General features: G+C 51.5%; 18 protein-coding genes. 10 read left to right on the top strand and 8 right to left on the bottom strand.

The window, feature by feature from the left end; genetic code table 11:
- Nucleotides 1–173: 173 nt before the first annotated feature.
- Both GUC46_RS18265 and GUC46_RS18260 read left to right on the top strand, forming a co-directional pair.
- The gene (locus tag GUC46_RS18265; RefSeq protein ID WP_032937024.1) at nucleotides 174–803 is read left to right on the top strand and encodes a DUF2913 family protein; all 630 of its coding nucleotides are present in this window, start codon (nucleotides 174–176) and stop codon (nucleotides 801–803) included.
- Between the two features lie 96 nt (nucleotides 804–899).
- The gene (locus tag GUC46_RS18260; protein ID WP_003847694.1) at nucleotides 900–1,136 is read left to right on the top strand and encodes a hypothetical protein; all 237 of its coding nucleotides are present in this window, start codon (nucleotides 900–902) and stop codon (nucleotides 1,134–1,136) included.
- Nucleotides 1,137–1,237: 101 nt separating this feature from the next.
- On the opposite strand, the gene GUC46_RS18255 is transcribed toward GUC46_RS18260, so the two are convergent.
- Nucleotides 1,238–1,867 carry a LysE family translocator gene (locus tag GUC46_RS18255; protein WP_130714944.1) on the bottom strand — a complete coding sequence of 210 codons (630 nt, stop codon included), beginning with the start codon at nucleotides 1,865–1,867 and terminating at the stop codon, nucleotides 1,238–1,240.
- A 109-nt stretch (nucleotides 1,868–1,976) separates the two neighbouring features.
- Here GUC46_RS18255 and GUC46_RS18250 point away from each other — a divergent pair, with 109 nt between their 5' ends.
- The 3 genes from GUC46_RS18250 (at nucleotide 1,977) to foxA (ending at nucleotide 6,220) form a co-directional block, all read left to right on the top strand.
- Nucleotides 1,977–2,882, top strand: coding sequence for a LysR substrate-binding domain-containing protein (locus tag GUC46_RS18250; protein ID WP_130714943.1), 906 nt, complete (start codon nucleotides 1,977–1,979; stop codon nucleotides 2,880–2,882).
- Nucleotides 2,883–3,006: 124 nt separating this feature from the next.
- Nucleotides 3,007–3,990, top strand: a complete 984-nt coding sequence (locus GUC46_RS18245) for a helix-turn-helix transcriptional regulator (protein WP_044714399.1) — start codon at nucleotides 3,007–3,009, stop codon at nucleotides 3,988–3,990.
- Between the two features lie 121 nt (nucleotides 3,991–4,111).
- Nucleotides 4,112–6,220: a ferrioxamine B receptor FoxA gene (gene foxA, locus GUC46_RS18240; protein WP_152692351.1), complete on the top strand. Its 2,109-nt coding sequence runs from the start codon at nucleotides 4,112–4,114 to the stop codon at nucleotides 6,218–6,220.
- A gap of 99 nt (nucleotides 6,221–6,319) precedes the next feature.
- Here the strand turns inward: foxA and GUC46_RS18235 are convergent, their stop codons facing one another.
- The 4 genes from GUC46_RS18235 to GUC46_RS18220 form a co-directional block, all read right to left on the bottom strand.
- Nucleotides 6,320–6,829, bottom strand: a complete 510-nt coding sequence (locus GUC46_RS18235; RefSeq protein ID WP_225624061.1) for a hypothetical protein — start codon at nucleotides 6,827–6,829, stop codon at nucleotides 6,320–6,322.
- Nucleotides 6,830–7,012: 183 nt separating this feature from the next.
- Nucleotides 7,013–8,110 (bottom strand): 4Fe-4S binding protein, encoded by a 1,098-nt coding sequence (locus GUC46_RS18230; protein ID WP_121539777.1) that lies wholly within the window; start codon nucleotides 8,108–8,110, stop codon nucleotides 7,013–7,015.
- Between the two features lie 219 nt (nucleotides 8,111–8,329).
- Nucleotides 8,330–9,718, bottom strand: a complete 1,389-nt coding sequence (locus GUC46_RS18225) for a diguanylate cyclase (protein WP_049002691.1) — start codon at nucleotides 9,716–9,718, stop codon at nucleotides 8,330–8,332.
- Nucleotides 9,719–9,797: 79 nt separating this feature from the next.
- Nucleotides 9,798–10,430, bottom strand: coding sequence for a LysE family transporter (locus GUC46_RS18220; protein WP_003847678.1), 633 nt, complete (start codon nucleotides 10,428–10,430; stop codon nucleotides 9,798–9,800).
- A 272-nt stretch (nucleotides 10,431–10,702) separates the two neighbouring features.
- Between GUC46_RS18220 and yahO the strand changes: the two genes are divergently transcribed.
- Nucleotides 10,703–10,978 (top strand): DUF1471 family periplasmic protein YahO, encoded by a 276-nt coding sequence (gene yahO / locus GUC46_RS18215; protein WP_003021310.1) that lies wholly within the window; start codon nucleotides 10,703–10,705, stop codon nucleotides 10,976–10,978.
- Between the two features lie 32 nt (nucleotides 10,979–11,010).
- Here yahO and prpR read toward each other — a convergent pair whose 3' ends face one another.
- On the bottom strand, nucleotides 11,011–12,621 hold the full coding sequence (gene prpR, locus GUC46_RS18210) for a propionate catabolism operon regulatory protein PrpR (protein ID WP_016149666.1): 1,611 nt from the start codon (nucleotides 12,619–12,621) through the stop codon (nucleotides 11,011–11,013).
- Between the two features lie 252 nt (nucleotides 12,622–12,873).
- Here prpR and prpB point away from each other — a divergent pair, with 252 nt between their 5' ends.
- The 4 genes from prpB (at nucleotide 12,874) to prpE (ending at nucleotide 18,547) form a co-directional block, all read left to right on the top strand.
- Nucleotides 12,874–13,755, top strand: coding sequence for a methylisocitrate lyase (prpB, locus tag GUC46_RS18205; RefSeq protein WP_130714940.1), 882 nt, complete (start codon nucleotides 12,874–12,876; stop codon nucleotides 13,753–13,755).
- A gap of 80 nt (nucleotides 13,756–13,835) precedes the next feature.
- Nucleotides 13,836–15,005 (top strand): 2-methylcitrate synthase, encoded by a 1,170-nt coding sequence (gene prpC, locus GUC46_RS18200; protein WP_003838667.1) that lies wholly within the window; start codon nucleotides 13,836–13,838, stop codon nucleotides 15,003–15,005.
- Nucleotides 15,006–15,168: 163 nt separating this feature from the next.
- Nucleotides 15,169–16,620 (top strand): bifunctional 2-methylcitrate dehydratase/aconitate hydratase, encoded by a 1,452-nt coding sequence (locus GUC46_RS18195; protein WP_016149668.1) that lies wholly within the window; start codon nucleotides 15,169–15,171, stop codon nucleotides 16,618–16,620.
- 40 nt (nucleotides 16,621–16,660) lie between these two features.
- Entirely contained in the window at nucleotides 16,661–18,547 is a 1,887-nt protein-coding gene (prpE, locus tag GUC46_RS18190) for a propionate--CoA ligase (protein ID WP_160180573.1), read from the top strand.
- Nucleotides 18,548–18,591: 44 nt separating this feature from the next.
- Here the strand turns inward: prpE and GUC46_RS18185 are convergent, their stop codons facing one another.
- Entirely contained in the window at nucleotides 18,592–18,864 is a 273-nt protein-coding gene (locus tag GUC46_RS18185) for a YceK/YidQ family lipoprotein (RefSeq protein WP_044714406.1), read from the bottom strand.
- A gap of 154 nt (nucleotides 18,865–19,018) precedes the next feature.
- Nucleotides 19,019–20,272, bottom strand: coding sequence for an MFS transporter (locus GUC46_RS18180; protein ID WP_160180572.1), 1,254 nt, complete (start codon nucleotides 20,270–20,272; stop codon nucleotides 19,019–19,021).
- Nucleotides 20,273–20,321: the final 49 nt, after the last annotated feature.

The raw sequence follows: 20,321 nt of genomic DNA, 5'->3' as shown, positions 1-20,321 counted from the left end.
GAGCTATTCTGGATTAATGATTAATAAGTATGATGTATTGTATTTGCACGTTTATTACATAGGGATAAGTTAATCTGGATCATATTTTGGCGATTTTAGTTGTAGTAGTTTTTTAATAGAGTAATACAAGAATAACGTGGAATAACAATGACGATTTATTTGGGCAGGTTTAAGTGGTAAGGGATTCTGGAAGAGTTAGTACGTTACGACATCATTATCAGGATGATCTGGAAACATTTACCTGGAGTGCGTTAGTTGCAATTGGTATCGCAATAAAGGATCATAAGATCTACTCTAAAATGTCAGAGCATCTATTCATTATGCATTGGCTGGCTATTGCCAAAAAAAGGAAAATATTTTCGAAGAGCATTGTCAGTGAGCTTCAGTGGCTAATTGATGAGGGGAAGAAAAAAAGCATCAATGCACAACTTAAATTTAAAATAGAATATTTGTACGCCACATCGAGTGGTGACGTGACAATGCAAAACGACTATTTTAAATTTACTCATACGATTGAAGTATTGAGAAATAATGGATGGGAGAGCTTTCTGCTCACTCCAGAGAAATGGCAAGGACTTCATGAAAGTATTAAGGTCAGAAAAGGTGACTTTATCTTTATGGATGATGCCCGGCTTCAGGAGTGCTTTGGCGTGCAGGGCGAGATTGTCAAACCTTTCTGTATTCGAGTGTACGGCGATGTTGAGTTTGCAAAGTTAACGTTCATCAAACATAACCTGCCGGTTGAATTTGTGAAACACATTTCGAATGAGTTTCATTATTTCAATTTTCTTTCTGTTAAGTAATGCTTAACTGATATAGAGGAAAAATTTCTATTTGTTCAAAGAGTAGTGATCTACTTGTGAAAGTATCAGATATATACTACGCGCAAAGGATAGCGAATGTTTACTCGAAAGTTAGTGATTACAACCGAATGGATAAAGTTGTCGGATACGTCGGACAATATGTCCATTTCTTTTCGGGGCGTTCTTGAGATCGGTGAAAGCACGGTTGTGCCAGATGACAATACACCTCTACTTCGTTTAGAAAATGACATGGCACCTATCGCCGTTGATGCGTTATCATGGGTGAGGGTGCCAGTTGAACGCCATGAAAATGTTATCGTCTATATTTTCTGAATCCGGGTTTATTAATCCATTAATAATATTAATGTCGATTTGTTCTTATTTTATCCTTCCCGGTGCAAGATGAGATGTCTGGCTGAACAATTTGTTGAGGATCACAGCGCGGGTGAGAGCATTTGTAGTGCGTGTACATTATAAATAATGCCAAACACCGCCACCGCGAGCAGAAAAAGAGAGGAGATAAAACCGCTGCATCTGGCAAAGCGCTCTGGTATCCAGCGTTTGAAAACCACGATGTAAAAAGACAGCACCGTCAGATCAAAAATAACCCACACCAGCGTTAGCGTCAGAATGCTGGTGGTGAAATCTTGCGTAATGGCAATGAACTGGGGGAAAAACGCTACGAAAAACAAAATGTCTTTTGGGTTGGCGACCCCGGTCAGAAATCCGTGGATAAGCCCGCTGTTATCGCGTTTTCGCGCACCCAGCCCGGGGTTTGAGGCCCTGGCCCGCAGGCCGTTAATCGCCATCACTCCGATATACAACGATCCCACAAGACCCAGTACGCCAAGCCATATCGCAGAGATTGAAACCATGCCAGCTAGCATCAGTGCAGCCAGAGCAATCAGTACTAAAGAAGCGCCGTTAGTGCCAATCAGCGTGAGAAAAGCCCGGCGATAGCCGTGCTGCGCCGCGGTGGTGGTAATCAGCGCCACGACAGGACCCGGCGTTAACAGCAGGGTTACTACGCTGAGGCTATAGGCAGCCAGTAAAGTGAAATTCATACCTGATTATCCTGATGATATTTTCCACCAGTATTCCGTTTACGTAGCGCATTGAAAAACGAATAAAACTGCGCTCTACTGTGAGTAAAACTCAACATAGAAACTCACGATGACGCTACCTCCGTTGTATGCCCTGAGGGCTTTTGAAGCCGCAGCCCGTCTGGGAACGTTCAGCAAAGCCGCTATTCAACTTAACGTGACGCCGGGCGCGGTAAGCCGTCATATTCGCACGCTGGAGGCATGGTTTGGCTGTGAGCTATTTATCCGCAGCGGCCCGCGTATCGAGATAACACCTTCTGGCCAAGGGTTAGCGCAGCAGTTGACGGCTGGGTTTCAGAGTCTGGAACACGCGTGTCATGCCTTTCGCAGCAGCAGTCATGAGCTACGGCTGAAAGCGCCGTCTACGTTGACAATGCGCTGGCTTCTGGATGTGCTGCGTCTTTTCCGTGAAGCGCATCCGACCCCGGTGATCGAAATTTCCAGCGTCTGGATGGATACCGATTCGGTATCCTTCAGTCGTGAACCGTATGACTGTGCGATCCTGTTAGGGAATGGCCATTTTGGTGACGATACCGACAGCCGGTTGCTGTTTCAGGAGTGGCTTATCCCGGTGTGTTCACCCGCACTGCTGGTGCAGGCGCAGCGCGATCTTTCTGCCTGTGAACTGATTCATCCCTCAGCGGATCGCCGCGACTGGCGTCGGTGGCTGCAACGCACTGGGAAGTTTCCGGCGTTGAATCTTGCGCGAGGCAAAGTGTTCGACACCCTGGAGCAGGGTAGTCTTGCCGCGATGAGTGGTCATGGCGTGTCTGTTGCCGACCTGCTGTTAAGCCTGGCGGCCATTCAGGCAGGGATGTTGGCGTTACCGTTTAAAGATGCAGTGGCGACTGGCGAGGGGTATTACCTTGTCTGGCCAAAGGCTTCAACACGGCTCAGAAATATTGAGCTGCTGTATCGCTGGTTAAAAGAGGCTGCGCCGTGTGCCTCCTCGGCAGATCTAAACTGGCTGGATTAAGCTGTTAATTTTGCTGATTACCCATATTGATAATGGTTCTCATTATTATTGTCGTATTGTGCAGGTAATGGTAATGTTGCTTCAGTTATAAACCGTTAATCCCATTTCCTGTGCAGAAGACAGCATGAACAACACCACCGCCCTGAATGCCTCCGGACGCGTCGCTCGCACTTTCTCTGTCAGCGAGTTTATGGATTTTGGTGAGCGCTACGGGATCGATTACCGCTTTCCCCTGTTGGCACAAAGACCGGATTTGCCGTCTGGCAGCCCTGTTCTGCAAGGTGAAATTGAGGAGATGACTCTCCCCTGCGGGATGTGCGTGACGCACTCCGACGTACAGGTATTGCAACCCTACGAAACCACTTCTCGCCACGACAGTCCTCTGTATATGCTGGTGGTACTGGAAGGCTGCGTGATCCTGACGCTTAACGGACAGGAGCATGTGGTGCGCTCCGGCATGGCGTTTAGCTCGCGCCTGAGTGAGCATCAGACGATGCGTGCCCGTCATCATGCTGATTGTAAACTCCGGACATTATCGCTCGGTTTATATCCCGACGGCGCGTATCGCACGGGGTTGCTTGAATCGTTGATGCGCGAGTGGGAAAGATGCCAGACGCCGACGCTTATCTGGCAGGTGCCGGGGTTTTTACTCAGCGGGCTGCAGTACGCGCAGCAGAGTACGATTAGCCATGTTTCTCGTCAGCTGATGCTGGAAGGGCTGATATTACAACTGTTCGGTCATGGTCTCAGCATGTGTCAGGTCGAGAGCGGTAAACGTCTTGCGGCGAGCGGTGAGCAGCAGCGGCTGGAGGTCGTTCGCCGACTGCTGGAGGAGAGTCCCGAAAATGACTACACCCTTAATGAACTGGCCCAACGCGCGGCGATGAGCCCCAGCAGTCTGCGCAGTAAGTTCCGTGCAGCCTATGGCTGTTCGGTATTCGACTACCTGCGCGATTGCCGTCTGGAACATGCGCGCGGCTATCTACTGGAAGGATATAGCGTACAGCAGGCGGCCTGGATGTCGGGTTATCAGCACGCCACCAACTTTTCTACCGCTTTTCGTCGTCGTTACGGCTTTTCGCCCGGCGATTTGCTCAAACCTTGCTAATCCATATTTGCGTTTTACGCACGTGATTTCCTGACAATTTGGCACTGCGCATAGGCAACCTGGCATCCGGCATAGCTATCTCCGTCAGCAAAAAGGTAATAATTCTCACTTACAATTAGACATGCCTTTGGAGATATTCATGTTCGCGAAGACTCGCTTGGCGCTGCTGGTGGGATGGGTGACCGGCAGCGTGGCTTTTCCTCTGCTGGCGCAGGAAACAACAAAAAACGATACGGTGGTTGTCACCTCGCAGATGCAGAGCGGGGCCACGAAGCTTGCCACGCCGGATATTGAAACGCCGCAGTCGGTATCGATCGTTACCCGTGAACAGTTTGAAGAGCAAGGCGCAACCAGCGTGCGCCAGGCTGTCAGCTATACGCCGGGGGTGTACAGCAATCAGATTGGCGCCTCCAACCGCTTTGACTACATCGTGCTGCGTGGCTTTTCTGACGGTAGCCTGGATAACGTCTATCTCGATGGTCTGAAGATGATGGGCGACACCAACTCACACAGCTCGCTGGTGGTTGATCCGTGGTTCCTCGAAGATATCGAAGTCGTACGTGGCCCGGCTTCCGTACTGTATGGCCGTTCGTCCCCGGGCGGTATTGTGGCGCTGACCTCACGTAAGCCGTCGTTTGATGCGGGCGGTGAAGTGAAGCTGTTTGCCGGCAACAATAACCAGCGCGGCGCGGCGTTTGACGTCACCGGGGCGCTGGATGATAACGATCGAGTGGCGGCGCGATTGAGCGGGATGACGCGTTACGCGGACTCGCAGTTTGGTCCATTGAAGGAAGAACGTTACGCGCTGATGCCCAGCCTGACCTGGCGTATCACCGACCAGACGCGTCTGGATCTGATGGCCTATCTGCACCGTGACCCGGAAGGCGGAAGCCACTCCGGTCTGCCGTATGACGGCACCGTGGTTCCGCATTACGGGAAAAAGATCTCCAATACCTTTTACGAAGGCGAGGATGATTATGACAAATACGATCGCCGTGAAAACATGGTGGGCTACAACATTGAGCATATGTTTGATAGCGGTTGGTCGGTGCGGCAAAAGCTGCGCTATCTGCATACCGACGTTGAGCTGAACCAGGTGTATGCGGCGGGCTGGTTGAATGAAACCGAGCTTAATCGCGGCTACTCCGGCTCCGATGAAAAAATGTCGGCGATTACGCTGGATAACCAGCTCGACGGCAGCTTTGATACCTGGCAGGTAAACCACCGTTTGCTGGTGGGGATCGACTATCAGGATCGCAGCAACAATACTACCGGTTACTACGGCGCTTTCCCCCCGATTGACGCCTTTAATCCGGTGTACGGCGCGAAGCCTGATTACATCGACATGTATGCGCGTGAGAAACACAAGCTGCGCCAGACGGGTTACTATTTGCAGGATCAGATGTCATGGGATCGCTGGCGTATTACGCTCGGTGGTCGCTACGATCAGGTCAGCGTTTCTAATATTGATAAGATCAAGGATACTCGCAGCGATCTGGATAAAAACAACTTCAGCACCCGCGCCGCGTTGCTCTATTTGTTCGATAACGGCTTTGCGCCGTACGTGAGTTACTCCACTGCCTTTACGCCCACCAGTTTTGCCGATGAGAACGGCAATCTGCTGGATCCGATGAAAGGCAAGCAGTGGGAAGCCGGGCTGAAATATGAGCCGGAAGGTCTTAACAGTCAGTTCAGCGCGTCGGTGTTCCGTATCAATCAGACGAATATAGCCACTAAAGAAGAGCCGACCGATCCATACCGCTCGATTGGGGAAATTGAATCTGAAGGGGTGGAGCTGGAGGCAATTAGCCAACTGACGGATAGCTTCCGTTTGCAGGCGGCGTATACCTATACCGACATTCGCTATAAGAAAAGCAGCCCGGAAGAGCAGGGCAAGCGCGCAGTGTACGCCCCGCGTAACCAGGCCAGTGCCTGGCTGAGCTACGATGTAAAAAGTGGTCCGCTGGACGGTCTGACGTTGGGTTCAGGCGTGCGCTACGTTAACGGTATTACCAGCGATCGCCTGAATACTCACACCCTGCCGTCCTACACTCTGGTGGATATGGTGATTGGTTACGACTTAACGAATATCGGTATTAAAGGGTTGAGTGCGCAGTTGAACGTTAACAACCTGACCGACAAGCGCTACGTTGCGGCCTGTAACTCGCTCTCATACTGCTACTTCGGCGCCGAGCGCAGCATTGTCGGCAGTGTGTCCTGGAAATTCTGATGTTTTAGCCGGATGCAGCGCTGGCGCCTTATCCGGCCTGGTGCAGTGTGCAAATTGTATGCCTGATGAGCGTAGCGCATCAGGCATAGTGGATTGCGGTTATTGTGTAAAACCGTTTTGCATACAAATCTGCGCGCTGGTTCTCAGAGTAAAGGCGACTTTGTCTGGGTACTGACTGTAATAGTTATGCTCTTCTTCCAGCCCTTTTGCCTGCGCCAGACGTACCGTTTCCAGCGAGCAGGTACGGTAGATCAGGTCTTTATTCATATTGGTCTGCTTCTCGCGCTGTTTATCTGCGGACAGCGCCAGCCAGTTTTCGGACAGTGAGTAATCGTAAACCACCCGATTTCCTTTCGCCTGCACGTTCTCAATGGTAATAAATTCGTCGATTTTCAGCCTTGGCTGCCCACGCATTTTTTTCTTATCTTCTGCGGCGGCATATTGGGCCAGCGCATGAATATCCATACTGGCTATTTTCTGTTTATAAGCATCTACATAGGCGGTAGGTTGCTGATAATGCTGAGCGTAAGCGTTTCTTAATTCTCCGTCACTCATCGTACAACCTGCCAGAAACAGAGGTAATAGCAGTACCAGTTTTATTTTAGTCATGATGTTATCCCGTTCATTATTTTGATCCCAGTCGCCCATAACAAAATAGAAAAATTATTACGGATGATATTTAAGGTTGTATAAACGAGAGCACGATGGCACAAGTTCAATTGTCTTAAAATGGCAGGACAGACGGGAAACCCTGCCAGAATTGGCAGGGTTTTGAAAATACTGATACAAAAATTAATGGCCGATCATCTTTGCCTTCGGGATCAGCTGGAAATACATATGATCGGGTACTGGCGTATCCCAGACATTGGCATAAACCGCATAACCAATGGTGGCAAACAGAATGCCAAGCACCAGTAGCGTCATGGCAACACCTGACAGCGTCCTCTGACGCCATAACGATTTACCACCGTTGCCTTGTGCTCCAGGCGGAGTCTGCAGTGAAAAGCTCAGCGTTGAGGCTACCGGGCAGGATTCAACGCAGGTCATGCAGCCAGTGCATTCCACGGTACGCACCTGAATCAGTCTGTCGACCGGGATATTCGACGGGCAGTTTTTCGCGCATTTTCCGCAGTCGATGCAACTGTCTGCGTTACGGCGGATTTTAAACGGCGAGAATAGCGAGAACAGGCCGAGCAGCGCGCCATAAGGGCACAGATAGCGGCACCAGGCATTGCGAATAAACAGGCTCAGGACGCTGATAACGACAACAAAGATGAGCGTAGCGGGGCCAATATGGCGAAAGAAATCGAGCATCTTCACGTCGATAATCATGCCATAGGCCGACATTAGAAAATACTGAATCCCCTGTGCAGGCATCGACAGGGCGATATACAAAAAGAAACTCAGCAACAGATACTTCAGACTGAGCAGCGGGATATCCAGCCAGCGCGGCAGCGTGAAGTTGCGACCAAAGACTTTTTTCCCCAGATTGCCGAGCAGTTCGGACAGTGTGCCCACTGGACATAACCACGAACAGAAGGCTTTTTTTAACAACAGACTAATCAAGATAAACGCAACTAACAGCAGCATGGAGGCGGCATGGATGGGAGGAAGAAAACCAGTCTCCAGTGTATAGCGGATATTCATCAAGCCCGCGATCGGTAGCCATCCCTCAATACCACCAGGCCTTGGAATATAGATGCTGGTGCCGGCGGTTTCGAAATAGCGGACCCAGTAATAGAACGTTACGCCAATATAAATATTAATAGCCAGCAGGAGAAACTGGGTGGCTTTTCGCCAGCTGCTGGCATTGCGCCAGTCATTCCACGGCAGTTTGCCTCCGATTGTGCCAGGACGGCGCTGCCAGCGCGTTCTCTTCTTCCCATTCATGATTTTTTACTATCCCTCATATTTCCCCTTCTGCATTCAGAAGGCGTTATCACCGGGATATGCTAGCGCTATTTAGATTTGGTGTATTTGATTTGCATCTTATTAGGTGGCTGTTATTTTCATCATGCAAATATGCCTGAATAAAAATAACAGCTCGATATTTATCGCAAGCCAGATAAATACCCTGAACGGGGTATTTATTTCTCTGCAGGGCAATGGTTATTCCTGATAAACCTCAACGCGGTCGCGACCATTACTTTTTGCCAGATAAAGTGCGCGATCGGCTTTATCAACCAGCTGTTTGTAGTCGGGATGATAATCATATTCGGCAATACCGATACTGACGGTAATAGAAAACGTTTCTGTCGCAGAGGCTGCCATGCGCATCTCAGCAATTTTCATGCGCAGCGTTTCCAGAATAATACTGGCCTGCGATTCATCTGACTCGACGAGCAGAATCATAAATTCTTCACCACCGTAGCGGAACACGTAATCGCTGCTACGGATATGTTCATAAATGACCGCTGCGACATTTTTGAGCGTCAGATCGCCGATATTATGCCCGAATTTATCGTTAATTTGCTTGAAGTAGTCGATATCCAGCATCGCCAGGCTAAAAGGCTTATGCGCATGTAACGCCAGCGAGATTTCACGTCGCATGATGGTCGGAATAAAGCGGCGATTAAGCAACTGGGTCAGCGAATCTTTACCATTTTCCTGCTTAACCAGCGCCTCAAACATTGAAGCGAGCAGGAAATGGATTTTTGCCGACAGCTGGCGAACATCCTGTAATAAGCTCATCCGCTCGGGGTCTGTGGGCTGATGCTGAGGTGATAGGGTTGTCGTCAGACGGGTGTCGATCTCTGCAATCAGTGATTCCATTTCTTTGAGCAAATTGCTGTTGCCAAGAATATGTTTTCCCTTATGCGAGAACCACATACCAAAATCAGAGTTCGCCAGAAACACCATTTCACCGAAAGGCATTCCGGTGGCAATGTTATAGATAAACTGGTTTTCCCAGTCGGTAAACGAACGGATTTGCCGTTCGCGCTCGACGTTAACGTCATCGTAAATAGTCTGCAGACGATACTGCTCTTGTGTATGCAGGGAGTTTTGGTAGCTTGGGGAATAGGAGACGGTCATGGCCTCCAGCGCAGTATCCATTGCCAGACTGCTGAAACAGATAGCATTGCTCAGCAGGGAAGACGAGTCGTCAGCTTTGGTTTTCAACACCCGATACAGCTCATCTTTAAGCTTACGCGCGCCGCGGTTCACCAGATCGATGGGCAGACCGATACGGGCATGCACTACGCCAATTTTGCGTTGTTTGGCCAGCAGCTGTGAGAGATCTTCGTGCGCGCTGCCGAGCACGCTGCGTAACCAGTCAAACATACTGCCGCTGAGGCGGGTACTGACCTGTTCTGTATTGAGGAACAATGCACTCTGGGCATGAGAGAGCATATAGTCATAAAAAACGGTCACTAAATGGTGGATCTCTTCATCGCTTAACGATGTGAGGAGCGTGTGAACGTCAGGCGATGTTTGTCGTATCAGCGCCTGCCATTCTGTAAGGAGTAATGTGTCGTTTACCGGTTCAATCTGTTCCATCTCGCTGCCACTCAACGTGCGATTAAAAATTCAGGCAGTATTACGGACAATTACCTCACGATGGTCAAGTTAAACTCTTTTATCGATGGCTAATACCCTCATAAATAAGCCTGAGCGCGAAGACACCTATTATTGCGCCAATGACTCGGCTGGCAACGCATTGGATGCGACCATACGCCCGTCGCACTGCAGGCAAAGAAAATGCCTGGCTGAGAAAAATACGCCAGATAACGGAAGACAACACAATACCTGCCCAGGCCATCAGTCTGGCCCACGTTGGTGTGTCTGCGCTTAAGGTGACCGAGAAGATACTAATAAAAAACAGTACGGTTTGCGGGTTCGATAAATCCGTTAGTAATCCTCGGCGGAAAAATACATACCAGGGAGCGGAAATCGGCTGCTGTAGCGTGGGCATTTGCGGCGTGGCCTGATGGCGGATGCTGTTCCAGGCAAACCACAGCAGATAGACGCCGCCGACAATCTTAATCAATGAAAATATCTCTTCACACTGGGTGATTAGCGTTGCCATACCAAAAAGCCCAAGGCCGGAGTAAAACGCATCACCTAAGGCGACCCCCAGACCGGTCATCACACCTGCGCGTCGTCCGGATGCCAGGCTAGTTTGTACCACTACGAACAGATTTGCGCCGGGGTTAAAAAAGGTTAAAACAAACAGGCTAACAGTGAGCATGACGGCGTGTAGCGGTTCCATAGGCAACCATTCCTCAAATATTCATAAAGTTAACACTATAATTTCAGCGAGCTGGCTGTTCTGAGGATCAACTCACACTGGCTATTGAAACTTTGATCTGGTTGATGTGCTGATACTCGACGGCCGGTTTTTCTGCGCTGCAAAATTTCTATATATTTCTGCTGAGTGTGGATTTTTTATCCAGGCTGGACTAGTTATTAATCATCCTTGAATCGCGTTATCTCATGTTCAGGGATCGATGATGGCGTCATAACAAAACCTGGAGCTGGTCTATGAAAACTGGAATTAAAGTACTTATTGGTGCGTTAGCTTTTGTCGTGACCAACGCATATGCCGCGGAGTTTATGACAAAGCTTGAGTTTGAAAAGGTTGAGTCGCAGTACACAAAAATCGGTGATATCTCAACGAGCAATGAAGTTTCTGTCGCAGATGCCAAAGAAGAACTGCTGAAGAAAGCGGAAGAGAAAGGTGCCGATGTTGTGGTATTAACTTCCGGTCAAACGGATAATAAAATCCATGGCACAGCCAATATCTACAAGAAAAAATAATACGCTGCTGTAAAAATCACGATTCCCGCCGGTCATTGTACCGGCGGGTTTTCTTTTAATCTGCGCCAGAACGTGGTTCTGCTAATTCCGAGATAGCGTGCAGCCGCGGTTTTATCACCATTGAATTGTGCCAACACCTGCTGCGGCGTCAGCAATGACGATGATTGTGGTGAGTCTGCAACAATGGCCAGTTCCGGTAATAGCTGTTGTAAAAAATCAACATTCAGCTCCGGCTGCGGCTCGACGCTTAAAAATAGTGCCAGGCGCTCCATCATATTACGCAGTTCGCGGATATTCCCCGGCCAGCCATAATTCAGTAACGTCGGCTGACTTAAACCCAGCCCCTTGCGTACTGGCTCAGAAAACGGCACATCCAGTTCCGCCAGCGACTGTTTTAAAAAACCTTCCGCCAGCGGCAGGATATCGGGCAATCGCTCGCGTAGCGGCGGCAGCTTGAGGCGTAAAATGCTCAGGCGATAAAACAGATCGGTACGAAACTCCCCCTGTTTCATCTCCTGCTCCAGATTACAGTGTGTGGCGCTAATCACCCTGACATCGACCGGAATAGGCTGATGCCCACCGACTCGGGTGACCTCTTTTTCTTCCAGTACGCGCAGCAGCCGGGTTTGTAACGGCAGCGGCATCTCGCCTATCTCATCAAGAAAAAGGGTTCCGCCATGAGCAATTTCAAACAGGCCCGCGCGTCCTCCCCGACGAGAGCCGGTAAAGGCGCCATCTTCATAGCCGAACAGCTCCGCTTCCAGCAATGATTCGGTGATTGCTCCGCAGTTGACGGCAACAAACGGCGGCGAGGGTTTACCGCGCCGATTCTCCTGACGAGTGAAAAACTCACGGTGAATGGCCTGTGCCGCCAGCTCTTTGCCCGTACCGGTTTCACCCTGAATTAGCACCGGCGCACGCGAGCGGGCGTAGAGCATAATGGTGTGTCGCACCTGTTCCATCTGCGCAGAATGACCGCGCATATCACCGAGCGCGTAGCGGGTGCGTAACGTATCGCCAGAAGCGTACTGACCGTTTCTACGCAGCGTCAGGCGGGTCATATCAAGCGCATCGACAAAGGCCTGGCGCACGGTGGCCGCCGAATAGATAAAGATGCCGGTCATACCTGCTTCTTCTGCCAGATCGGTAATCAATCCCGCACCAACTACCGCCTGCGTGCCGCCAGCCTTCAGCTCGTTGATTTGCCCGCGGGCATCTTCCTCGGTGATATAGCTGCGCTGTTCAAGCTGCAAATTAAAGGTTTTTTGAAAGGCGAGAAGCGCAGGAATGGTTTCCTGATAGGTAATGACGCCAATCGACGAGGTGAGCTTTCCTGCTTTTGCCAGCGCCTGTAGCACGTCAAATCCGCTGGGTTTAATCAGGATCACCGGGATCGATAAACGGCTTTTCAGATACGCCCCGTTGGAGCCAGCCGCAATAATGGCATCACAACGCTCGGTAGCCAGTTTTTTGCGGATATACGCCACCGCTTTTTCGAAACCAAGCTGAATGGGGGTGATGGTCGCCAGGTGGTCGAACTCCAGGCTGATGTCGCGAAACAGTTCGAACAGGCGCGTGACAGAAACCGTCCAGATAACCGGTTTGTCGTCGTTCACCCGCGGTGGAAGATGCGTATCAGCCATAACTAACCCAAAAAGTAAGGAACCGAGTATTAGGGTTTAGTTGTGTTTCATAAATGTTGCAATGAAACATGAAGGAACGTTTCATGAAACGATAGCTGACACGCTTTTGTGCAATAAAGATACAGTAACTTATATTAATATATTGTTTTTTAAGGGAAATATATAAATTAATTAAAAATTAAGGTCTTTGGCATACCCCTTGCTTTAAGTAAATCAACGAATGCTAACAAGTTGATAACAAGAGGACGGGATATGTCTCTACACTCCCCAGGGCTGGCGTTTCGCGCCGCGCTCAGCAAAGAAAATCCATTACAAATCGTGGGCTCCATCAACGCCAATCACGCTCTGCTGGCCCAACGTGCCGGGTATCAGGCGATTTATCTCTCCGGCGGCGGCGTCGCGGCAGGGTCTCTGGGTCTGCCGGATCTTGGTATTTCTACCCTTGATGATGTGCTGACCGATATTCGTCGCATTACTGATGTTTGCCCGCTGCCCTTGCTGGTGGATGCGGATATCGGGTTTGGATCGTCAGCGTTCAACGTGGCGCGTACCGTGAAGTCGATTTCCAAAGCGGGTGCTGCAGCGCTGCATATTGAAGATCAGATCGGCGCTAAGCGCTGCGGACATCGCCCGAACAAAGCGATCGTCTCTAAAGAAGAGATGGTCGACAGGATCCGCGCCGCGGTGGATGCACGTACCGATCCCAACTTTGTCATCATGGCGCGGACCGATGCGCTGGCGGTAGAAGGGTTAGAGGCAGCCATCGATCGTGCCCAGGCGTACGTCGAAGCAGGCGCGGACATGCTGTTTCCGGAAGCTATCACCGAGCTTGCGATGTACCGCCAGTTTGCCGACGCGGTGCAGGTGCCGATCCTCGCCAACATTACCGAATTTGGCGCTACGCCGCTGTTCACCACCGATGAACTGCGCAGCGCTAACGTCGCGATGGCGCTGTATCCGCTGTCGGCTTTCCGCGCTATGAACCGCGCTGCGGAAAAGGTTTACAACGTGCTGCGTCAGGAAGGAACGCAAAAGAGCGTGATCGACATTATGCAGACGCGCAACGAACTGTACGAAAGCATCAATTACTACCAGTTCGAAGAGAAACTCGACGCGTTGTATAGCAAAAAGTAACCGTCGTAGGCCGGATAAGGCACAGCCGCCATCCGGCAATAAATTTGTACCCTACATATTATAAAAATGACGAGGACAACATGAGCGACACAACGATCCTGCAAAATAGTACCCATGTCATTAAACCTAAAAAATCGGTTGCGCTGTCAGGTGTTGCCGCCGGAAATACTGCGCTGTGTACCGTAGGCAAAAGCGGTAACGACCTGCACTATCGTGGCTACGATATTCTCGACCTGGCGCAGCAGTGCGAATTTGAAGAAGTCGCGCATCTGCTGATCCACGGGAAATTACCCACCCGCGATGAACTCACCGCCTATAAAAGCAAACTCAAAGCGCTGCGCGGACTGCCCGCTAACGTACGCACCGTGCTGGAAGCGCTGCCTGCTGCCTCGCATCCGATGGATGTGATGCGCACCGGTGTCTCCGCGCTGGGCTGTACGCTGCCGGAAAAAGAAGGTCATACCGTCTCCGGCGCGCGCGATATTGCCGACAAGCTACTGGCATCGCTCAGTTCAATCCTTTTGTACTGGTATCACTACAGCCATAACGGCGAGCGTATTCAGCCGGAAACTGACGATGATTCCATTGGCGGTCACTTCCTGCACCTGCTGCATGGCGAAAAACCGTCGCGAAGCTGGGAAAAAGCGATGCATATTTCGCTGGTGCTGTACGCCGAGCACGAATTTAACGCCTCCACTTTTACCAGCCGCGTGATTGCCGGGACCGGCTCCGATATGTATTCCGCGATTATCGGCGCGATTGGCGCACTGCGTGGACCGAAACACGGCGGGGCGAATGAAGTGTCGCTGGAGATCCAACAGCGCTACGAAACGCCGGACGAAGCCGAAGCAGATATCCGTAAACGCGTGGAAAACAAAGAAGTGGTGATTGGCTTTGGTCATCCGGTTTACACCATCGCCGACCCGCGCCATCAGGTGATCAAGCGCGTGGCGAAACAGCTTTCTCAGGAAGGTGGTTCGCTGAAAATGTACAACATCGCCGACCGTCTGGAAGACGTAATGTGGGAAACGAAAAAGATGTTCCCCAACCTCGACTGGTTCTCGGCGGTCTCTTACAACATGATGGGCGTTCCCACCGAAATGTTCACCCCGCTGTTTGTCATCGCCCGCGTCACCGGCTGGGCGGCGCACATCATCGAACAGCGCCAGGACAATAAAATTATCCGTCCTTCCGCCAACTATACCGGCCCGGAAGATCGCGAATTTGTCCCGATTGAAAAACGTTGCTAATTCAAAACCTCATACCCTAAATAATTCGAGTTGCATGAAGGCGGCAAGTGAGTGAATCCCCAGGAGCATAGCGAACTATGTGACTGGGGGGAGCGAGCGTAGCCAACGCGCATGCAGCTTGAAGTATGACGGGTATAAAGATAAAAAACAGGAAATGTACCCTATGTCCGCACATATTTCGAACGTCCGCCCCGAATTTGACCGTGAAATCGTTGATATCGTTGATTACGTCATGAACTACGAGATCACCTCGAAGGTGGCGTATGACACCGCGCATTATTGCCTGCTTGATACCTTAGGCTGCGGCCTGGAAGCGCTGGAATATCCGGCCTGTAAAAAACTGCTGGGGCCGGTCGTCCCAGGCACAGTGGTACCGAACGGCGTGCGCGTACCTGGCACCCAGTTCCAGCTCGACCCGGTGCAGGCGGCGTTTAACATCGGTGCGATGATCCGCTGGCTGGACTTCAACGATACCTGGCTTGCCGCTGAGTGGGGTCATCCTTCTGATAACCTCGGCGGTATTTTGGCCACGGCTGACTGGCTGTCGCGTAATGCGGTGGCGGTGGGGAAAGCGCCGTTGACCATGAAAACGGTGCTGACCGGGATGATCAAAGCTCATGAGATTCAGGGCTGTATCGCGCTGGAAAACTCGTTTAACCGTGTTGGTCTCGATCACGTCCTGCTGGTAAAAGTGGCCTCCACGGCGGTGGTCGCTGAGATGCTTGGCCTAAACCGGGATGAAATTCTCAACGCCGTGTCGCTGGCGTGGGTCGACGGCCAGTCGCTGCGTACTTATCGCCATGCGCCAAATACCGGCACGCGTAAATCCTGGGCCGCAGGCGATGCGACCTCGCGCGCGGTACGTCTGGCATTGATGGCTAAAACCGGTGAGATGGGGTATCCGTCTGCGCTGACGGCGAAAACCTGGGGCTTCTATGACGTCTCTTTCAAAGGCGAATCTTTCCGCTTCCAGCGCCCGTACGGCTCTTATGTGATGGAAAACGTGCTGTTTAAAATCTCCTTCCCGGCCGAGTTCCACTCGCAGACCGCGGTAGAAGCGGCCATGACGCTGTACGAGCAGTTACAGGCCGCAGGTAAGACTGCTGCCGATATCGAAAAAGTGACCATTCGTACGCACGAAGCCTGTATCCGCATCATCGATAAAAAAGGCCCGCTGAATAACCCGGCGGACAGGGATCACTGTATCCAGTATATGGTGGCCATTCCGCTGCTGTTCGGGCGCTTAACGGCGGCAGATTACGAAGACGGCGTGGCGCAGGACAAACGCATTGATGCACTGCGCGAGAAGATCAACTGCTTCGAAGATCCGGCCTTTACCGCCGATTACCACGACCCTGAAAAACGCGCCATCGCCAACGCCATCACTCTGGAATTCACCGACGGCTCACGCTTTGAAGAAGTGGTAGTGGAATACCCAATCGGCCATGCGCGTCGTCGTACTGACGGCATGCCGAAGCTGGTCGAGAAGTTCAAAATCAACCTGGCGCGTCAGTTCCCGACCCGTCAGCAGCAGCGCATCCTGGATGTCTCCCTGGACAGAACTCGCCTGGAGCAGATGCCGGTCAATGAGTATATGGATCTCTTCATTATTTAAACCAGCGTGCAGCAAGGCGTAAGTTCAACAGGAGAGCATTATGTCTTATAGCGAGTTTTATCAACGTTCCATAACGCAACCGGAGTCGTTCTGGGCCGAGCAGGCCCAGCGTATTGACTGGCAGCAGCCGTATACGCAGGTACTGGACCACAGCAACCCGCCGTTTGCCCGCTGGTTTTGCGGCGGCACGACCAATCTGTGCCATAACGCCATCGACCGCTGGCTGGAGAAACAGCCTGACGCGCTGGCGCTGATTGCTGTGTCATCAGAAACTGAAGAAGAACGCACTTTTACCTTTCGTCAGCTGTATGACGAAGTGAACGTCGCGGCGGCGATGCTATTGTCGCTGGGCGTACAGCGTGGCGATCGGGTGCTGGTGTATATGCCGATGATCGCCGAGGCGCACATTACGCTGCTGGCCTGCGCACGCATTGGGGCAATTCATTCGGTGGTGTTCGGTGGTTTCGCCTCGCACAGCGTGGCGGCGCGCATCGACGACGCCAGACCGGTGGTTATCGTCTCGGCGGATGCCGGGGCGCGCGGGGGCAAGATCCTGCCGTATAAAAAGCTGCTCGATGATGCGATCGAACAGGCGCAGCACCGACCGCGTCATGTGGTGCTGGTCGATCGCGGTCTGGCGAAAATGGCGCGGGTCGAGGGACGTGACCCCGACTTTGCCGCCCTGCGCCAACAGCATCTCGGCGCGCGGGTACCAGTTGTCTGGCTGGAATCAAACGAAACATCCTGCATTCTCTACACCTCCGGGACAACCGGTAAACCGAAAGGCGTCCAGCGCGACGTTGGCGGCTATGCGGTCGCGCTGGCGACCTCGATGGACACCATTTTCGGCGGTAAAGCGGGCGGCGTGTTCTTCTGCGCGTCGGATATCGGCTGGGTAGTTGGGCATTCGTATATCGTGTATGCCCCGCTGCTGGCGGGGATGGCGACGGTGGTTTACGAAGGTCTGCCAACGTATCCGGACTGTGGTGTATGGTGGAAAATTGTTGAGAAGTATCAGGTCTGCCGGATGTTCTCCGCCCCGACCGCCATCCGCGTGCTGAAGAAATTCCCGACCGCGCAAATCCGTAATCACGATCTCTCCTCGCTGGAGGTGTTGTATCTGGCGGGGGAACCGCTGGACGAACCAACCGCCAGTTGGGTAACAGAAACGCTGGGCGTCCCGGTTATCGATAACTACTGGCAGACCGAATCCGGCTGGCCGATTATGGCAATTGCCCGCGGGCTGGACGACAGGCCGTCGCGTCTGGGCAGTCCCGGCGTGCCGATGTACGGCTACAACGTACAACTGCTCAATGAGGTGACCGGTGAACCTTGTGCGGCGAATGAGAAGGGCATGCTGGTGATTGAAGGGCCGCTGCCGCCGGGCTGTATCCAGACTATCTGGGGGGATGACGCGCGGTTTGTGAATACCTACTGGTCGCTGTTTTCTCGCCAGGTGTACGCCACCTTTGACTGGGGCATTCGTGACGCTGACGGCTATTACTTCATTCTGGGGCGTACGGATGACGTGATAAACGTGGCAGGGCACCGGTTGGGGACGCGCGAGATCGAGGAGAGTATTTCCAGCTATCCGAACGTTGCGGAAGTGGCGGTAGTCGGCGTGAAGGACGCGCTGAAGGGGCAGGTAGCGGTCGCGTTTGTTATTCCGAAACAAAGCGACAGCCTTGAAGATCGCGACATCGCACATTCGGAAGAGAAGGCGATTATGGCGCTGGTGGACAGCCAGATTGGCAACTTTGGCCGTCCGGCACACGTCTGGTTTGTGTCGCAGTTGCCGAAAACACGTTCCGGTAAAATGCTCAGACGGACGATCCAGGCGATCTGCGAAGGCCGCGATCCCGGCGATCTGACGACCATTGACGATCCCGCGTCGCTGCTGCAAATCCGTCAGGCGATCGAGGAGTAACATCGTGTGATGCCCGGTGGCGCAATGCTTACCGGGCCTACGTTCTAATCCACTTTCTTATACGGCCCGTGATAGTAATCAAACGGCGCATAAACCGTATCGGCCACGAACGATAACGGCACATCAACAAACAACAGCGCTAAATCGAAATAGTTATAATCGTAAGCGCCTGGGTTTTTTAGTTTATCAATATCATGATGCATACCCACGTAATAGGTATCTGAATTCTCGCCTGCCGTGCGTGCATCAATGCTGCCACATCCTGAAAGTAGTGCGCTGATCAAGAGCGCCGTTACCGCAATTGTCTTTCTGCTCATGCTATGACCTGGCTTATCGCCCCGTTTTACCATAACGGTAAAAAAGCGGTTTGTTGCCCGCAGAACTTAAACCTCCAGGTCAGGATGGTCGTGTGAAGATGACGCGTTGTAGGCCGGATAAACCACGTGAGTGGTGCATCCGGCAAAGATGCTTTTACAGCACGACGCTTTCGCGACGACGCAGCAGGGAAAACGGCCCCGGCCCACTTAGGGTAAATATGGAAATCAGCGTGAAGCTCAGCGCAATGATCCCCAGCACCAGATAAGCTCCCTGGAAACCAATACTTTCATACATTTTTCCGGCCAGAACTGACATGAAAATCATTGCTAACTGTTTGAAGAAGCAGAAACACACCAGATAAATCGTCGCCGAGAAACGCACTTCAAACTGACTGGTGATGTATTTGAAGCAACCGACGATCAGGAACGGTATCTCAAACATATGCAACGTTTTGAGAATAACGACTTCCAGCGCAGTGGTGGCGAATGAGGAGCCAATAATCCTTACCGACATGATCGTACCTGCCAGCAGCAGGGCGTTCTTGCCGCCGATGCGATTCACAATCAGCGGCGCAAAGAACATGATTGAGGCGTTGAGTAATTCTCCCATCGTCGTGACGTAGCCAAACACGCGGGTACCCTGTTCGCCGGTGGCAAAGAACGAGGTAAAGAAGTTGGCGAACTGCTGGTCAAACACATCGTAAGTACAGGAAACGCCAACTACGTACAGGGAAAGGAACCAAAGTTTTGGTTGTTTAAATAACTCCAGCGCCAGCTTCAGGCTGAATGCCGAGTTATTGGCACCTACCGCATCCGCGACTTTTGCTGAAGAGGGGGCATCTGTTTTTGAAAATAACAGCAGCAATGCCAAAATGACCGCGCATCCGGAGCCTAACCAAAAGACAAATTGGTTATTGATGGTGAACATAATGCCGGCAATCGAGGCGCACAGCGCCCAGCCTACGCAACCAAACATGCGCGCGCGACCAAATTCAAAGTTGCTTCGGCGGCTGGCTTTTTCAATATAGGCTTCAATCGCCGGAGCGCCGGCATTGTAAATAAAGCCAAGGTAAATCCCACCGACAATTGAACCCAGTAAAATATTAACTTGTAATAACGGACCAAAAACGTAAATAAAGAACGGGGCAAACATTACCAGCATGCCGGTAATTACCCACAGTAGATGTTTACGCAGGCCAAGCTTGTCGGATAGTAGTCCGAAAATTGGCTGGAATAACAAAGAAAACAGTGAGATACAAGCGAAGATGATGCCGGTATCGCCTTTGCTGATATGGTTTACCTCGTGTAACCAGATAGGGAAGAAGGGGAAATACGCGCCCATAATAAAAAAGTAAAAGAAGAAGAAAAAGCCGAACATCCAAAAGTTAGTGTTTTTTAAATAATACATAACAGACTTCCTATAAATGCGGGCAGGTTTGGGCCTGCCCAACTTATAT

It is taken from the genome of Citrobacter sp. LUTT5, from assembly GCF_009905315.1.
Lineage (GTDB): Bacteria > Pseudomonadota > Gammaproteobacteria > Enterobacterales > Enterobacteriaceae > Citrobacter > Citrobacter freundii.
This window is presented reverse-complemented; position numbering and strand designations above follow the sequence as displayed.